At 44.1% G+C, this 17,068-nt stretch carries 11 protein-coding genes and 2 pseudogenes; 7 read left to right on the top strand and 6 right to left on the bottom strand.

Annotated features, from left to right (window positions below):
• The first annotated feature begins 548 nt into the window (after positions 1 to 548).
• The gene (locus tag H6F74_RS13960; RefSeq protein WP_190442044.1) at positions 549 to 1,022 is read left to right on the top strand and encodes a hypothetical protein; all 474 of its coding nucleotides are present in this window, start codon (positions 549 to 551) and stop codon (positions 1,020 to 1,022) included.
• 247 nt (positions 1,023 to 1,269) lie between these two features.
• Complete coding sequence (locus H6F74_RS13955; RefSeq protein WP_190442043.1) at positions 1,270 to 2,736, top strand: adenylate/guanylate cyclase domain-containing protein; 1,467 nt, start codon at positions 1,270 to 1,272, stop codon at positions 2,734 to 2,736.
• Between the two features lie 34 nt (positions 2,737 to 2,770).
• Here H6F74_RS13955 and H6F74_RS31040 read toward each other — a convergent pair.
• The 5 genes and pseudogenes from H6F74_RS31040 to H6F74_RS13930 all read right to left on the bottom strand — a co-directional run.
• A pseudogene (locus H6F74_RS31040) lies at positions 2,771 to 2,953 on the bottom strand (hypothetical protein); the annotation flags it as partial.
• Between the two features lie 101 nt (positions 2,954 to 3,054).
• Positions 3,055 to 3,723 carry a restriction endonuclease subunit R gene (locus tag H6F74_RS13945; protein WP_190442042.1) on the bottom strand — a complete coding sequence of 223 codons (669 nt, stop codon included), beginning with the start codon at positions 3,721 to 3,723 and terminating at the stop codon, positions 3,055 to 3,057.
• A 146-nt stretch (positions 3,724 to 3,869) separates the two neighbouring features.
• A complete protein-coding gene (locus H6F74_RS13940; RefSeq protein WP_190442040.1) occupies positions 3,870 to 6,002 on the bottom strand; it encodes an NACHT domain-containing protein in 2,133 nt (710 codons plus the stop codon).
• A 126-nt stretch (positions 6,003 to 6,128) separates the two neighbouring features.
• The gene (locus tag H6F74_RS13935; RefSeq protein WP_190442038.1) at positions 6,129 to 6,500 is read right to left on the bottom strand and encodes a DUF5615 family PIN-like protein; all 372 of its coding nucleotides are present in this window, start codon (positions 6,498 to 6,500) and stop codon (positions 6,129 to 6,131) included.
• A complete protein-coding gene (locus H6F74_RS13930; protein WP_190442036.1) occupies positions 6,475 to 6,828 on the bottom strand; it encodes a DUF433 domain-containing protein in 354 nt (117 codons plus the stop codon). Before H6F74_RS13930 ends, H6F74_RS13935 begins: the two co-directional genes overlap by 26 nt.
• A gap of 255 nt (positions 6,829 to 7,083) precedes the next feature.
• Here H6F74_RS13930 and smc point away from each other — a divergent pair, with 255 nt between their 5' ends.
• Positions 7,084 to 10,743 (top strand): chromosome segregation protein SMC, encoded by a 3,660-nt coding sequence (gene smc / locus H6F74_RS13925; protein WP_190442034.1) that lies wholly within the window; start codon positions 7,084 to 7,086, stop codon positions 10,741 to 10,743.
• A 231-nt stretch (positions 10,744 to 10,974) separates the two neighbouring features.
• Complete coding sequence (locus H6F74_RS13920) at positions 10,975 to 11,970, top strand: PRC-barrel domain-containing protein (protein ID WP_190422273.1); 996 nt, start codon at positions 10,975 to 10,977, stop codon at positions 11,968 to 11,970.
• A gap of 78 nt (positions 11,971 to 12,048) precedes the next feature.
• Here the strand turns inward: H6F74_RS13920 and dacB are convergent, their stop codons facing one another.
• Positions 12,049 to 13,701 (bottom strand): D-alanyl-D-alanine carboxypeptidase/D-alanyl-D-alanine-endopeptidase, encoded by a 1,653-nt coding sequence (gene dacB / locus H6F74_RS13915; protein ID WP_190442033.1) that lies wholly within the window; start codon positions 13,699 to 13,701, stop codon positions 12,049 to 12,051.
• Positions 13,702 to 14,080: 379 nt separating this feature from the next.
• On the opposite strand from dacB, the gene H6F74_RS13910 reads away from it, so the two are divergent.
• The 3 genes and pseudogenes from H6F74_RS13910 to uvsE all read left to right on the top strand — a co-directional run.
• Positions 14,081 to 15,214, top strand: coding sequence for a hypothetical protein (locus H6F74_RS13910; protein ID WP_190442030.1), 1,134 nt, complete (start codon positions 14,081 to 14,083; stop codon positions 15,212 to 15,214).
• Between the two features lie 73 nt (positions 15,215 to 15,287).
• Positions 15,288 to 15,869 carry a hypothetical protein gene (locus H6F74_RS13905; protein WP_190442028.1) on the top strand — a complete coding sequence of 194 codons (582 nt, stop codon included), beginning with the start codon at positions 15,288 to 15,290 and terminating at the stop codon, positions 15,867 to 15,869.
• A 137-nt stretch (positions 15,870 to 16,006) separates the two neighbouring features.
• Positions 16,007 to 16,912: pseudogene (gene uvsE, locus H6F74_RS13900) on the top strand (UV DNA damage repair endonuclease UvsE); the annotation flags it as partial.
• Positions 16,913 to 17,068: the final 156 nt, after the last annotated feature.

Here is a 17,068-nt window from a genome sequence, read left to right as displayed (position 1 = left end):
TTGGGTCGCCAGTATTTAGGGAAAACTGCCATAAGGAGTCGCCATTGGATGCAAATTATGAGCTTGATTCTCATTAATATATAAATACTGAGTATTTATACTCAATATTTGAACTATGATTCACTTCTACACTTAAAGCCACTGTCTATGTGACAGTTGTGGGTGCGGAATGTGGGATTAAATCGGACTGCGACAGTTTCTCAACCATTAGATGTATTTGTACAGCGTTTCTCAGTTGGGTGGAATATATCGTGGTTCTGATGTTCACGCTGCCTTGGTAGGGGCATGGCATTGCCATGCCCTTACAGATGTATTGCACCCAACCCTTGAATTGCTATACATCATCTCTAATAGGTTCATGGGAATATAAATTATGCTATCAATCAAATAAAAGCTTTGAAATATAATCTAAGTAACACTCTTTCTTCTCAATGTATAATTTTAACTTTTACTTTGCTGATAGGACTCTTCGAGATAGAAACAATAAAAGACTGAGCTATACTATACAAAAAAGAATTCAAAATTTCAATCTCTTTTAAGGATTCCCGATGAACAAACCATTAGATGAAACTCTCTCAAAAGAACTTTCCGAGCGCATTAAAAGCAAAGCAAAAAATCCCTTTGACAATGCTTACAAAGCGGCATTATTAACTGAAGGATGTATGTATGTACAAGGATTTTTAGTTGGGGATGGAAAGCCATACAGACCGATTGAGCATAGTTGGATTGAGCTTGAGACTTGTATTATCGATCCCACACTGCCACACCTCAATAAAAATGCAGAACAATTTTTCTACTTCCCGGCACAAAGTTTAACTGTGAAGAAACTTGTTGCAGCAGTAGAAGAAGCCAAAGAAGATTATCCAGACGATGAGCCACTGCCTGTTTATGATGCTTTACCACATGAATATTACGGAAATTTAATCATGGGTAGTAAAAAGTATTCAGAAGCGTATAAAGAGGCTGAAGCTAAATGCAGAGAGTTGAATAAACCCAAGAAAGAAACTGATTCAACAAGTTAACTTGCCTAAGCATAGCAAGCCCCATTCTTCTATAAAGAATAGCTTAGGAAGCATAGGTAATAGGTTGTAACTCGTAGGACAAAAGAGCCTATCTACAACCGGAAAAAGATTTCCCACTCCTGCAAAGACTGCTATAGATAATTGGCAGCAACCTATTACCTAAACCAAGATTCCCCAACTCTTCCTTAAATTGCTAGATGACGCTAGTCGTATTTAAACCAAAACAGAATGTTATAAATAAAGCCGGATGAAAGTTTTTGCTTTTCGCTCAATCCACACCCAATTTATGACCGCCACGACGTTGTTGATCGTCGGACTGGTTGGCTCCATAGTCTGGGTTTGGGCGAATACTGAGAGTAACCTCTACCGTCAGCAGCAGCAGAGTCAAGCAAAGTCTTTAGTTAAGTTGTCAGCTTATGCTTTGGGTAACGAACTCTCTGAAGAAAATTGGGGTCAAATCCGCGTGGATCTGGATTTATTGATGAGGGAAAACCAGGATTTTTTATACATTCTTGTTTCTGATGCCCGGAAAAAAAATCAGATTCTTGCCTCGTCGCCCAGCGATTTCCAAAACCAGTATATTCCAGATATTGTCCCAGTAGAAGTGACAAATGCGGCGCTAAAATCGCGACAGTCGCATGCTGTAGAAACATTTCTTCTGCGAGATATCAAGTTCTTGGGGCGTGGGCGCGCGAAGCGTGGCGAACGATTTATAGAAGTAAGTTCGGACATCAAACTGGTATCGGGTGAAACAATTGGCACGTTGCGGATCGGGATGTCGTCACAGCAAATTAACCGTGCTGTTGTCTATGCAATAAATCAGGCTGTGTTAGTAGGTGTTGTGGGACTCGCCGTTAGTTTAGTGTGTGCATATATTCTGGCAAAGCGGTTGAGCGATCCGGTGCAGCGTTTGCAGGTGAGTGCTGCCAGAATCGCCGCTGGGGATTTACAGCATCGTGCAGAAATTAACTTGTCAGATGAAATCGGAGATTTAGCAAAGTCTTTTAACGAGATGTCGGCAGCGTTGCAAGCATCGTTTAGTAAGTTGCACAAGACTTTGGAATCGTTTGAGCGGTTCGTGCCGGATAAATTTCTTTCAGTTATTGCACCAGAGGGAATTGAAAATATTCAGGTGGGTGTATCGGCGACGCGAACTATGACAATTTTGTTTTGCGATATCCGGAATTACAGTTCAATGGCGGAACAAATGACACCATTTGAGACGTTTTCGTTTTTGAATGACTTCTTGGAATGTATGGGATGGCCGATTGAGAAGAGTGGCGGCTTTATTGACAAATATATTGGCGATGCGATCATGGCATTGTTTGATGATGAAGCAACTGATTGCGCTCTGCGTGCAGCAATTTTAATGCAGGGAACACTGTCTCTTTTTAATGAGGAGCGAATGGAAAAAGGTTTGCCTGTGATCGCAATCGGTATCGGCATCCATCGCGGTGAGGTGGTGATGGGTACTGTGGGATTTAACTCGCGCATTGACTCTACAGTGATTGGCGATGCGGTGAATTTAGCCTCTCGCGTTGAGGGTTTAACTAAGCAGTATGACTGTCAGATTTTGGTAACAGAGTCAGTAGTAAATAGTTTGTACCAGCCAGAATCCTTCTCGTTGCGATTGGTAGATAAGTCGGTGAAGGTGAAGGGTAAAGAGGAAGCGATCGCTATTTACGAACCAAGCTATAAGCAATTAAAAGTTTAAAATATAAACTACCCTATTCTACTAAATAAGAAAATTATTTCTGAGCAAAATGCTCTAACAACAATCGATGAACAAAAATATACCCGCCGCCAACCTTTTGTAAAAAAATGCGCTCAGTAGCATAGTCGAGAAAACGGGCATAATTCCAAGGAATAGAACCACTACAATATAGAATAACTCTCAAGACAAAGTGTTTAATGCAAGCTTCCCCGCCACCTGCTGCTACCCCAAACGATAAACCAAAAATTCCCCAAAACCAGGCAGCCCAATGTAATATAACAGCCAGTTGTGGAAGATGCGCGAGGCAGTTAACGTAGTTCAAGATACTGCCTGAACAGGCGTTGCAATGTTTTGTAACTTACAGATTGCTTTCAGAACTTGTAGCAATTGGATTGAAGGTTCAGAGTCAATCAAGTTCAGTGCTGGCAATAGTTGATAGGTTGGGGAAATTCCTTGCTGTAGATACGCGAAACGATAATCCATTCCATTCGTTGTCAACCCCCAAACTGATTCTTGATACTCTAAACTTTTATAAGCATAAGCGAGCAATTGAGGTAAACCCTCTAATGCGTTAATACTACTATTTTTTGTCTCAATCACCAAAATCCAGAAAAGTGTATCTGTTGTTGCTTGAGTTTTATTTATTGCCAAAATATCCATCCGTCCTTTGATGATGGTTTCTTCATCTTCGATGGAAATATCAGCAATTCCCTCTTCTAACGTTATCTTAATACTAGGCTGATAGAACCCAGCCAACCACATCAGCCGAGCGACGAATAAGAATTTAACTTGCCCCTCGGAAATTTTACCCTCTGCGTAGTAATCGCGAAATAAATTGCGGATTTGTAGCAGCTCTTGCTGTTCAAATTGTGTTAAAGGTTCCAGCGTCAGTAATGATGTGGTTGAAGCATTCAAATGCTCTTCAAATTTTAGAATACGCTGAACATCTCTCAAAGTTAGATTTTTTGCGTCTAGATTGGCAGTCATTGACTTATTGGTATTTTATAATAAATTTATAACTACTATTTTATAGCAATTCTAAATAATGGTGAAGGCTAGATACCCGACTTCTTATGAAGTCGGGTATCTGAACTGCTGGCAGCTCACTACTCAAAGAGGATTCCTATATACAGTTACATTTTGGCAAAATGTTCTCTTAGCAAGTCGTGAATGAAGCGATAGCGCCCACCGACTTGTTTAATCAACCTACGCTCATTTGCGTAGCTGAGGAAACGCGCATAGTTCCAGGGAATTGCCTCACTCTTCCACAAGATTAGGCGCAAGGCGAAGTGTTGAATGACAGGTAAACCAGCAGAGATGATACCAAACAATAACGCCAAACCAAGCCCAGGAATTACCGTATTGATAAACTGCACATTTTCCACTCTAGTTATTAAAGGTATTGCATAAAAAAGTAACATAGTAAAAGGTGAGATAATCAAACTAACAACTAGAGTATTTTTTACTAACTCTAGAATTTCTTGGTTAGGTTTGTTTCTTGTTTTTATTTGTTTATTCAGAAAAAAATTAACGCTCGATCCAATAACCACTCCAAAAATCAATGAAATAACTAGCCCAATAATCATTCCATGCCGCATAAAAGTTACTGTAATTATCAGCCAATAGAATAAGCCGAAGACTATATCCTTACGATTTATTGTCTTAAATTTATTAAAATTATTAGCCCAGGCTAGTGGATTAGAAATTATTCCCCCAATCATCCCTATAGTAAGTCCAAAAATCATTAGCCCCATAATCAGCTCAGTATTCAGTCCAGTAATTAGGCCAATAAGCAATCCAATCATTAGGCCAGTAATCAGCCCAATAATTGACCCAAGGATCAGCCCATATAGTAAATTGTCTTGTTTTGTGTTTAGAAAGATAGGATGTATTTTTTCAATATAAAAGTCCGCTTTTTTCTGCTTCTTTAGATTTTTAGCCAGCCAAATTAGCCACTGTCTAGTTTTATCTAGTTCATAGCCTTGGCTGTTATGAGAAATTTCCAGACGATTTTTAATGTAAGCATCAAACAAGTCTTTACGGCATTTTTCTTGGTATGCTTCGAGTTCAGCGGTAGAATTGAAGCGTTTAGCTTTGCTTTGCAAACCATTTGGATAAGCTACCGGAATGAGATGTAAAAACAGCGGCATCTTTGCTAACGCTAACAAACCATCTGGAGCATTCTGCATCCCATGCCAAAGGTGTTCGCATTTTAACCGTTGCAGATAGCTTTTAATCTGCTTTTCTTCTAGTGGCTTAAGACAAACTGCTCCCCGTAGCGTCAAAATTTTCTCACCCGTTTTGTACTCTTCCTCGCGACAGCAGATGACAATCTGAGATAAGCGAGAAGTGGTTTGCAGAAATTCATTAATTCTTTCAATACAGTTTCCCTGACGGCTTTGTAATTCATCTAAACCATCCAATAAGGGCAATAATTTATCTGTTTCCAGCCACTCACGAGAAATTGCGTCTGGGATATTATTGCGAAACTTCAAGTCAGCTACCAACCAGTCAGCAATAGATTGCTTATCATCTTTCCAGCTAGAAAGTTCAAATATTACCGGAATTGGCTTTTCTGGCTGCTGTTGGGCAGCTATAATCAAGTCTTGCGCTAGTTCCAGCAGCATCGTAGTTTTCCCAGATCCGGGCGCACCTAAAATTAGCAATCTGCCAGCAATATCATCTCGCTCAAAGACATCTATAATTTTCTTGCCAGGTTCAGACTCAGCGGTTACTCGTATAAATTTCGGTAGCTTCTCCCGCCAAGCAGGAGACGGTTTAGCATTCACCGTTACTTCTGGAGGTCGTCCCACCTCTTCCCGTTGGTCTTCCATCAGCAGCGGAATCAACTCATCATCATGCAGAGAGTCTTCCATCCGCACTGTTACATCAGTTAGCATAATTACCAGCAATTCCCGCCGCCATCGCTGTGAAATTACCTCTGGCGTGTCGCTGGATCTTTTACCGTTTTTACTTTGCCTATTGACGAGCAAATACACCATTGTTGGCAGCGCAACGGCGTACCCAATCCCGACAGTCCAGCGAACTTTCTGAATCCATTCGACGTTTTGCTTTGCCTGTTCCGTAGTGATTAGCCCCGTGCCGATGTAAGCTAGGAGTCCACAGACTGCCAAAAGCCCAAAAATAAAGCACCTTCCGGGTAATGATTTTTGTTTGTCAAATACACTTGGCAGAAGCGCCACAATCGTACTAAGCAATACACAAATTAACAAAAGCAGCGACTGAAGCAGGTTAAGTGTTGGCATATTTGGAGATAACGAGGTGTGGATGCGAAGCGGAGGATGCAACGAAGGAGCGATCGCATTAAGTTATCAAGGATAAGAAGATGCGATCGCATTCTCTTGACTCGTTACTTAAACCCGTCATAGGCATTAATCATATTCAGGCAGCGGCAAGTAAATAATTTGGTCTTGATACTCTTCATCAAAAGACCCTTCAGCAATCAGAATTAACTCATCGATAGTCTGACTAATACTGAGCTTATCATTCAAAAGTAAAATACCCGGTATGTGACGGACTTGTGCAATATGGTCAGCCAAATGTATAGGCATAGATGTGCGGTTATTTGTCACCAATACGAAGTTATGATCCTCGCACCAGCACAAAATTTTTGGGTCTAACGTGCCTCTCGTGGGAGCGCCAGGATCGCCAACCACCCACATGATTAAGCTGGGATTTTGCCGAGTAAATTGACGCTGATAGACTTTATCAACATTTTCATCGAGCAGATATTTCAGACTCATTTACTCTCTTGATTTCTTCTCTTTCAGCTTTTAGTTTCATAAGTTTAACAACAACGGGTGAAGGATTACGTTGCTGTTCTTCTCGCATTTTATGACCATGTTCTAGCCAATTAGCTATGTAAGCGCTGACAGATTCTTTATTATGCAGATAATAGAGAATAGTGGCATAGACCTGTTCTAAATTTATTGTGGGATAACTTTGGGCAATTTCTTCGGGAGTCCGACTCCGATGAATGAAATCATAGAGGATAGTTTCAATTCCTACTCTTGTACCTTTCAACCGAATATCATCGGGGCGCTGAAAGTCGAAATAATCTTCTAGTTGCATGGCTCACCTCATTATATGTTTATGAGATAATCTTACATTTTGGGAAAATGTTCGCGTAGTAAGTTGTGGAGCGTGCGACGAAGGAGCTTTCGCGTTCTTGACCAGAAGCATTCTCGCAATATAACCAAAGACATAACACCCCTACACTTTCTCCGGGTTCTCAGCGCCTCTGCGGTTCGATATTCTTATCACTGTGCTAACCTGTTGAGAATCCTTCACTGATACACCTGTACTTTCCGGCAACGCCCAGCGCCTATGGTCTATATCAAGCGCGTGGAACTCACCAACTTCAAATCCTTCGGCGGCACGACGAAAATCCCATTGCTGCCGGGGTTTACTGTCGTATCGGGCCCAAATGGATCGGGTAAATCGAATATTCTTGATGCGCTGCTGTTTTGCCTCGGACTTGCCAGTTCTAAGGGAATGCGGGCGGAACGCTTGCCTGATTTGGTGAATCACAACCATCCCCATCGCGGGACTGTGGAAGCCAGCGTCACAGCTACGTTTGATTTGTCAGATGTTAGCGGTACGGTTGTTGGCAATAGCAACGGACATCGGACAACGGCTGGAGATTCCCCCCAACCCACCCTAGAAAAGGGGGGGCTAGATATGACGGAGAAAGAGTGGAGTGTGACGCGGAAGCTGCGCGTCACGCAGCAGGGAACTTACACCTCGAATTACTACATCAACGGCGAATCCTGCAACCTGACGGAACTCCATGAAAAGCTTAATCAACTGCGAATTTATCCCGAAGGCTACAACGTGGTGTTGCAAGGCGATGTCACCGGGATTATTTCTATGAACCCGCGAGAACGCCGGGAAATTATTGATGAGTTGGCTGGTGTAGCGGCGTTCGACAGGAAGATTGTCCAGGCGAAGGAGACGTTAGACTCAGTTAAGGAACGGGAAGATAGCTGTCGCATTGTGGAGGCAGAATTAATTGCCCAACGCGATCGCTTATCTCAAGATCGCATCAAAGCGGAAAAATACCAAAAACTCCGCGCCGAACTTCACCAGAAAGAACAATGGCAAGCTGTTCTCAAATGGCGAAATCTTCAGCAACAAGAATCGAAATTGTGCGAACAAATTGAAGCAGGCGATCGCACTTCTACTGAATTAACCGCCCAACTTCAAGCATTACAAGCGCAAATTCAGCAAGCAACCGCAGAACTCGATCAACTCAACGCCCGTGTGAAAGCTTTGGGGGAAGAAGAACTCCTGGCTTTGCAATCACTTCTGGCAAATCAGGAAGCCGAACGGCGTAATTTACAACGCCAGCAACAAGAGTTAGAAACGGCGGCTAATCATACCACCGGCAATATAGAACAAGAGCAGCAGTTAATTCAACAACACCAGCAAACTCTGCAACAACTGACTGAAGAACAGCAGCGTGGACAAACGTTAATCGCGCCTTTGGAGGAACAACGCAACCAAGCGCAGCAAACTCTATATCGGCATCGGGAAGATGCGGAAGCGATCGCATCTGCTTCCGAAGCTTGGGTGCAGCAACAAACCGCCCTAAGTCGCCAAATCGAAACTTTACTGCAAACTGTCGAACCCCAGCGCACCGAACAAGCCCAACTTAGAGAGCGTTATACCAATCTAGGGCGGCAAATCGAGGAGCAAAGTCAACTTTTACAAACAATTGAGCCAGAAATCGCCGCAAAACAGTCTCGTTTAGCTGATTTTGAAATACAATTATCTGATTACGCCCAAGAAATACAATCCTTAGCTCAAGGTTTGGCAGCAGGCGATCGCGATCTGCAAATTCAGCAAGACACGCAAAAGCGCCTCTTACAAGAACAACGGGATAAACAACGCCAACTCGATAAACTAGAAGCCCAAGCCCAAGCCGAACAGGAAAGTTTAGGCACCTTCGCCACCAAAGTTATACAGCAATCAGGATTACCCGGCGTGTGCGGCTTAGTTGCCCAATTGGGGCGAGTCGAACCCCGCTACGCCTTGGCGCTGGAAATTGCTGCTGGTGGGAGACTGGGAAATCTGGTGGTGGAAGATGACGGCGTGGCGGCGGCGGGAATTGAACTGCTGAAGCAAAAACGGGCGGGGCGGATTACATTCTTACCCTTAAATAAAATTCAGCCACCGCGATTTTCGCCAGTGGTGGCGCTGCGTCATGCCAACGGATTTGTCGATTATGCGGTGAATTTGATTGAATGCGATTCCCGTTATCGGAATATCTTCGCTTACGTCTTTGGGAGTACCGTTGTCTTTGAAAATATTCATGATGCTCGTCGTCACTTAGGGCAACACCGCATCGTAACCTTAGAAGGGGAACTGCTGGAAAGTAGCGGCGCAATGACTGGCGGTAGTAGCAGTCAACGTTCTGGGCTGCATTTCGGTACTGCTGACGCGGGAGAATCTGCGGAAGCGATCGCGTTGAGAAATCGCCTACAAGAAATTGACCGAATTTTAGAACGTTGTGGCGAGGTAATTTATACCCTTTCTGCAAAGACAAAGCAACTGAATTTAGAATTGACTGAGGCGAAGGCTAAGCGACGGGAGCAAGAGTTACATTTTGAACAGTTACAGAAGGAAATTAAGGGTTTAATTGCCCAAGCTGAAACAACGCGATCGCTTCTTTCAAAAAATACTCAAGAATTTCACACCGCCGAATCCCGCTTACAATCTCTAGACGCTGAATTACCCGCACAAGAAGCACAATTGCAACAATTGCGGCAAGCTTTGGCAGAATTAGAGCAATCTCAAACCCATAGCGAATGGCAACAAATTCAGGCAACAATTAAAGCCGACGAGCAACATCTCTCTGAACGGGAAAAAGCTCTCCGCACCGCCGAACAAAGATTAAAAGATTTGGAAAATCAGCAGCAGCGTCTGCAAGAAAAAAGCCAAGAATCCCACCATCGCTTGCAGGAATATCGCACCCAGCTATCAGGACTTGTAGAAACGCGAAATTTCGCATCTCTACAGTTGTCAACACTCAGCGAACAAATTAGCCAAACTCAAATAGGCTTGAAACAACAAGAGGAAAGGTTGGGCCAAGCAAAAATACAACGCGACGCCAGCGAAACTCAACTGCGAGAACGTCATCTTTCTCAACAGCAGCTGGAATGGCAACTGCAAAAACTCCAAGAAACGCAACAATCGCGGCGGGAAGAACTTACTGCTGTGAAAATTCAACTGGAAACGCAACAAGCAGAATTACCCGATCCTCTGCCAGAAGTACCAATGCTGGTAAATCCCGAATCTAGCGACTCAAATGCGATCGCATTTGACAAATTAAGCGATCAATTAGAACAAATGCAGAAAGAGATGCGTAACCTTACCAAGCGCCTGCAAGCGATGGAACCCGTAAATATGCTGGCATTGGAAGAACACAACCGCACCACCACTCGACTTGAAGAACTAACTCAGAAATTAACAACATTAGAAGCCGAACGCACCGAATTATTATTACGAATTGAAAACTTTACCACCCTGCGCTGCCGCGCCTTCCAAGAAGCATTCGACGCCGTAAACGAAAACTTTCAGGCAATATTCGCCGAACTCTCCGATGGAGACGGTTATTTACAACTTGATGATTCCGAAGATCCGTTCAACGGAGGACTTAACTTAGTCGCCCATCCCAAAGGCAAACCTGTGCAGCGGCTTGCTTCCATGTCTGGCGGCGAAAAATCTCTCACCGCCCTTAGTTTCATCTTCGCCCTGCAACGCTATCGCCCCTCTCCTTTCTACGCCTTTGATGAAGTTGATATGTTTTTAGATGGAGCAAACGTAGAGCGATTAGCTAAAATGATCAAACAACAAGCTATGCAGGCGCAGTTTATTGTTGTCAGCCTCCGCCGCCCCATGATTGAATCATCTGAGCGCACCATCGGTGTCACTCAGGCGCGAGGAGCTTACACCCAAGTTTTGGGGCTAAAATTGCATTCCTAAAAAGAGTCTGTATGATTTGATTTAGCAATCTTCGCCGAAAGTCCGACACCATAGCGGTATTTCGTTGATAGGCGGTCAATCAATGGAGTTCAATACCCCGGAGATTGACAATCTCCTGCTAAGCAATAGCCGGATTCGCTGAGAAGCCGACACAATACCTCTACTCAGGTTATTGTAGGAGTATGTCACTATAAATAACTAATAAGATTCGAGATCGGGATTGGGCCTCCAATGACATCTGAACAAATCCTTCAACGCTCTGACATCTTAAATACCCAAGTCATTACCCGCGACACTGGTAAGCGCTTGGGGATTATTAAGGAGCTATTAGTAGATATCGACCAGCGGAAAGTTGTAGCGCTGGGTTTGCGAGACAACCTACTCTCGATTGCGGGGATGCCACGGTATATGCTCCTCAGCAGCGTTCGTCAGATGGGTGATGTCATCCTGGTTGATAATGATGACGTTATTGAAGATATCGACGTTGAAGCCTACAGCAGCCTGATCAACAGTGAAGTAATTACCGAAACAGGTGAACTTTTAGGCAAAGTGCGGGGTTTCAAGTTTGATGGTGAAGACGGCAGAGTTTTCTCGCTGATTATTGCTTCTTTGGGGCTGCCGCAAATTCCCGATCAGGTTGTAAGTACCTATGAGCTGCCGATTGATGAAATTGTCAGCAGTGGCCCAAATCGTCTGATTGTGTTTGAAGGCTCCGAAGCACGCTTGGTTCAGTTAACTGTGGGTCTTTTAGAGCGTCTTGGCATTGGCAAAGCGCCTTGGGAACGTGACGAAGAGGAAGCTTACTTTCAGCCAACAGTCCGTCCTGAAAATCAGCTGCCTACTGGAATTCCCGTCAACGCAAAGCCAGCAACCTCTATTCGCGCTTCTGCTCCTGTAATTGAAGAAGCTCGCTGGAGCGAGGACGAGGAGTATTGGGAAGAACCAGAACCACAGCCAATTCGGGCGCGGCGGGCGGAATCAATTTATTACGAAGAAGACGAAGAAGAGGATAACTGGAGCGAAGCGACAACCGAGACGCGGCGAGTAGTTCGTTATGAAGAAGAGCGAACCTATGTAGAACCGGAACCATACGAGGACGAGTACGAAGAAGACGAATACGAAGAGAAAGATGTTTGGGAAGATGCTGAGGAGCCACCTTACAAAGCACCTCGGATAAACATCCCTGAAAAAACCAAAGCGCCAGAATACGAAGACGGCGCTTATTAAAAGGCAAAAGGCAAAATTCCCTCGTTCCCAGGCCGCAGCCAAGGAATGAGGGAAAATTCACCTAAGCTAACTCAGAACTCAGCACTTTTTTAAGCGCGTCAGTAGCAGCACGATTTCATCAATTGCCTGCCGTACCGTCGCCGCCGATTGGTCGGATTGATTCACAATAATGCTAAAAACGAGAGTTTCATACTCTGGGTGGCTCATATACCCCGATAAAGAAACTACTCCGCTCATCGTTCCTGTCTTCGCTTGCACAATGCCTTGAGCTGGCGTATTTTGAAAGCGATTTAGAAGATTGCCGCTTTTTCCAGCCACAGGTAATGATGCTAAATATATAGCTGCTTCTGGAGTCTTTGCGATCGCTTTGAGAGTTTGCACCAGTGCTGCTGGACTCACCAGGTTATGACGAGACAGCCCAGAACCATCATCTAGCACGTAGCTGCTAGGATCTACTCCTAATTCTGTTAATGTCTGTTTAAGGGCAGCTAAGCCCTGTTGTAGGGATGAATCACTCTGGACTGTAGCTGTGGCACCAAGCGATCGCAACAGCACTTCCGCATATAAATTATTACTATTCTGATTTGTCTGGGCTAACAGAGTCCCCAACGGCGGAGATTCCACAGCGGCTAGTTCCTCAGTGGGAGGTTGGGAGTTTGATCCAACCATTGCCTCTGCAACAGTAATTCCCTCAATTGCCAAAGCGCGTCGCAAGTGTCGCAAAAAGTAATCTGCTGGATTAATAATTGCCAAATCTAAATACACAGGTTTAGCATCAGCAGGCAATTGTCCTTTAATCTGTAACACTGGTTTCCCTAGCACAGCATTAAGTTCTATGGAGGGTGGTGATTTGGCTTCTGTTGTTACCGAATTATTTTCAATTCGCCATTGAGTTAGTGCCAGAGGATCTGCCCACGATGTTTGCAATGGTTTTCCTGGTGTTTGCGGTGATATTGTCAGCGTCGCAGCATTTTGATTCAAAATTAAACTATTAACTGGTGCGCCATAGTTTGCCTGCAAATCTCCCCATTCCCAACTGGTATTTACCGCCTGTCCTTTAAAATAATCGTCTTCTACAATTAACTGTTTTACCTGAGTAATTCCCCGCCGCTTCAACTGTTGCGCCAAATCTCTCAATTGGGTATCCGTTAAACTGGGATCTCCTCGTCCTACAACGCGCAAAGAACCATCACCCGTTCCATAAATAGAGGTGCGAATCCGATGCTGAGAACCCAATTTGCGTAAGGCAGCAGCTGTTGTTAGCACCTTTACATTAGATGCTGGTATGAAGTAACTTCCTTGTTCGCGGCTGTAGAAGATGCTATTTTTAGTTAACGGTTCAATCAAAATCCCCCAACGAGCGCGATTCCACTGCGAACGGTTTGTAATAGCATCAATTGCAGTTGTTAGTTGGGAAGGACATAAAGCAGCAGATTGAGGCTTTTGGGTTTGAGAAACTTGTGCTGTATTTAGCTTATCTGGATGGGACGATTGATTATTTGCTTGCGCTGCTTGCTGCCACGATAGCAACGGAGTGTTTAGTATTAGTATCAGGCTACTAATTTCACTAATTTTAACTAATCTTGAATAACCTTTTCCTTTCTTAATAGGTGTAGCGCAGCCATCTTGCCTGCCTTGCTGAAAACCAGAATTGGGATGACCTGTATCCTTGAAATCTAATTTTTCCCGATGGGCTGCTATCTCACTTATTTTTGATGGTATTTTTATCATTAAGATTTTTTCTGAATAAAAATGCTTGGCATCTTATAAATCTTACTGGAGACAGGTGGCAATATCAAGAATAGTTTATTTGTAGGAACGCTGTATGCAACGTCTCTAGGTTTTAAACGAACCGCAGAGGCAACAGAGGACACAGAGGAAGAAAAAACCGAGAGTTCATAAATGAATTGCCAGTGGGAATTGCCAGTGGTTCAGATACCCGACTTCTTAGAGAAGTCGCGTATCTTGCGTTCACAAATCAGTTAGGACTGCTACATACCTATAAAAATATTTCTAACGATAGAGCTTAGTAACCTTTGTAAATATAAATAATAAAGATAATAATCAAAATTTTTTATTTTCAACAAAAGAGATTTAGGTAATTATAATCATGGCGATACAAGAGCGAGATGTTGACAAAAATAATATTCCAAGAGAGCGATACCGGGACAACAACGGGAGAAAATATCTTTGGGTCGTCTTAGCGAGTGTACTCTCGACCTTGGGTTTAGTTGCAGCTGGCTTCTGGCTGTATCAGCGGCTGGCATCGAAAGATGCGATCGCACCCGTTACTACCGTCAGCCCTTCTATCAGTCCGACAGTTGAACCACCCGCCGCATCACCCCTGCCTAGTGTTGGCATTCAACCCGGTCAATTTGTCCAGCCTGCTTTAGGCAACAAAGCGCAAGTAGAATTAACCGCAGTCCGGAGAGTTCTCGGCGCACCCAATGAAGTTACAGTCGAGATGCGAATTAATCGTCTTTCAGATAATGTTGGGGGTAGTGACATTATTAGTCCTGGGTCTACAACCGCCCGGAATCCTATCACAAACGAAACTTACTATGCAGTAGATGTCCTTAATCGTTCATCCGGATCGACTTCTTTATATCAGTTGAGTCGAGGTCAACCACAAGAAGCTTATGTTGTGTTAAATGTGCCAGCAGGCGTTAACACTATTGACGTTTTTGTTGAGAACACGGGAGTATTTAGAAATGTGCCAATTGCTGATGCCAGCGCTAATCGAGTGAGTAGAATGGCACCCGCACCTCCAGCACCCATCAACACAGCGCCAATTTCCTCAGTCCCCCAATCTCAAGTCCCCTACAGCACAGCCAGTGCGCCTAGCCGCAACGTTGGAATTCTACCGGGTCAATTTGTGCAGCCTGCTTTGGGTACAAAGGCACAAGTAGAGTTGCTTTCAGTCAAGCGGGTTGCAGATCCAGAATTGAGAACCCGCGACGTAGTGAACGTGCAGATGCGCGTCCGCCGTCTAGCAACAGATAACATAGTTGGGAGTGACATTATCTCTGTAGGCGGGACAACAGCCAGAAATCCTGTCACCAGCGAAACCTACGAAGCAGTTGACTTGCTTAATCGTTCCACGGGAAACGTTTCTTTGTATCTACTGCGTCCACAAGCTTCGGGTGATGCTTATGTTTGGCTGAGGGTGCCAGAGGGAACCAACACGCTTGACATTTACATACCTGAGACGCAGGCATTTAAGAATGTGCCTATTTCCAATTAGATAGGCGTAATGAGATAGTTATGAGTTGTGAGTTTGAAATTCATAACTCGTGACTCCTAACTATTAAGAGCGTATGAGCAATTTTTTATCTGGCGTAGCTGTTGTACTTTCTATTTTGGCATTGATTACCAGCGGTTACAGTGCCTATCAAGTCTTGGAACTGAGAAAGGACGTTGATACTGCTGATAATTTACAAAGTAATGCAACGGCTACTGATAATCAAACACCTGTGGCAACACCTGATGCACAAACTACTCCGGAAGCAAATACTGCGATTCAACCAAAGCAGTTTGTTCAGCCTGCTTTGGATGGTAAAGCGCAGGTAGAGTTGCTTTCAGTGCGGCGAATTGCACATCCTGATAATGGATTGCGAAATGTGGTAAATGTGCAATTTCGGTTGCGACGGGTGACTCCAGACGTGGCGGGGTCAGAAGCTTTATTTCCGGCAGCGACAACTGCTAGTAATTCCATCACAAACGATAGCTATAAAGCTGTTTGGGCTAATCGTGCCACGCCGTCTATTGCTTTGGACAGTATTGGCCAAAATGCCTCAGTTGATGCTTATGTTTGGCTGCAAGTACCGCAGGGAACCAATTCGCTAGATATTTACGTTCCCAACACGCAGGCGTTTAAAAACGTGCCGATTTCAAACTAAAAACCGAAAATAAGGGTGGGCTTTTGAAGTCCACCTCGCAAAATTAAAACAAAATTGCTTACTTATGGAGCAGGTATCTTGTCTGTCATTTTAGATAAATTTTTAAAGTAAAAATAAAAATCATGGATCTCATGCAGATGAGCGATTCGCTACCTGACAACTACGAAAAAAGCACTAGCACACCACCGGAATTAGGTTTAGTTTGCATCACCACATCTGATAAAGTGCGTTATCGCGCCCTGACGCGCAAGCGACTATTGCAGTTGCCGACTGCGGAGCAAGAGCAAGTTTTGCGGGAGTTGTATACTGATAATTTGCAACGCTTGAATGCGGCAATAGATTTCTGTAAAGAGAATAATATTAGGCTTTATCGAATCCCCTCTGGGTTGTTTCCGTTTGCTGATACGGAACAGGGGGAGGCGATACTAGATGAGTTTAAGGAACAGATAAAAGCAACAGGCGATCGCGTTCGTCTTTCTGGCATCCGATTGGTAGTACACCCAGATCAATTTGTGGTACTCAGTTCCGATACGCCGTCTGTGATTGAGAACAGTATTAAGATTCTCCGGATGCACGCCCGGAATATGGATTTACTGGGGATGCCGCGATCGCCTTGGGCGATGATGGAGATACACGGTGGTAAAGGCGATCGCGCTGAACGTCTGATCAATGTCATCCGCGATTTACCTGATGAAATTCGCTCTAGATTAGCACTAGAAAACGATGAATACGCTTACAGTGCAGCAGAAATTCTGGCTGTTTGTCGGGAAGCTGACGTACCAATGGTTTTCGACGCACACCATCATGTAATTCACGAGAAGCTGGATACTTACGAAGATGCCAGCATTGCGGAGATTTTAGCAGCCGCGCGTACTACTTGGCCTGTACCTGAATGGCAACTGGTGCATATTTCCAACGGGCGGGAAGAGTTTGGCGATCCGCACCACAGCGATTTTATTACAGCGATGCCGAGTTCCTATCGGGATGCTCCTTGGATTGAGGTGGAAGCTAAGCTGAAGGAAGATGCGATCGCTAAACTGCGCGAAATTTGGCCTCCTGTCTTTGGTACTGCACCTGCACCCAAACCTCCAGAGGACAAGCCAATAGACGAAACTCCACAGAAAACTAAGCAAAAGAAACGTTCCCTTAAGAAGGTTGAACAATCGGAGGAACAGCCCCAGAAAACTAAGCAAAAGAAA

Source organism: Trichocoleus sp. FACHB-90, assembly GCF_014695505.1.
Classification (GTDB): domain Bacteria; phylum Cyanobacteriota; class Cyanobacteriia; order Cyanobacteriales; family FACHB-T130; genus Funiculus; species Funiculus sociatus.
This window is presented reverse-complemented; position numbering and strand designations above follow the sequence as displayed.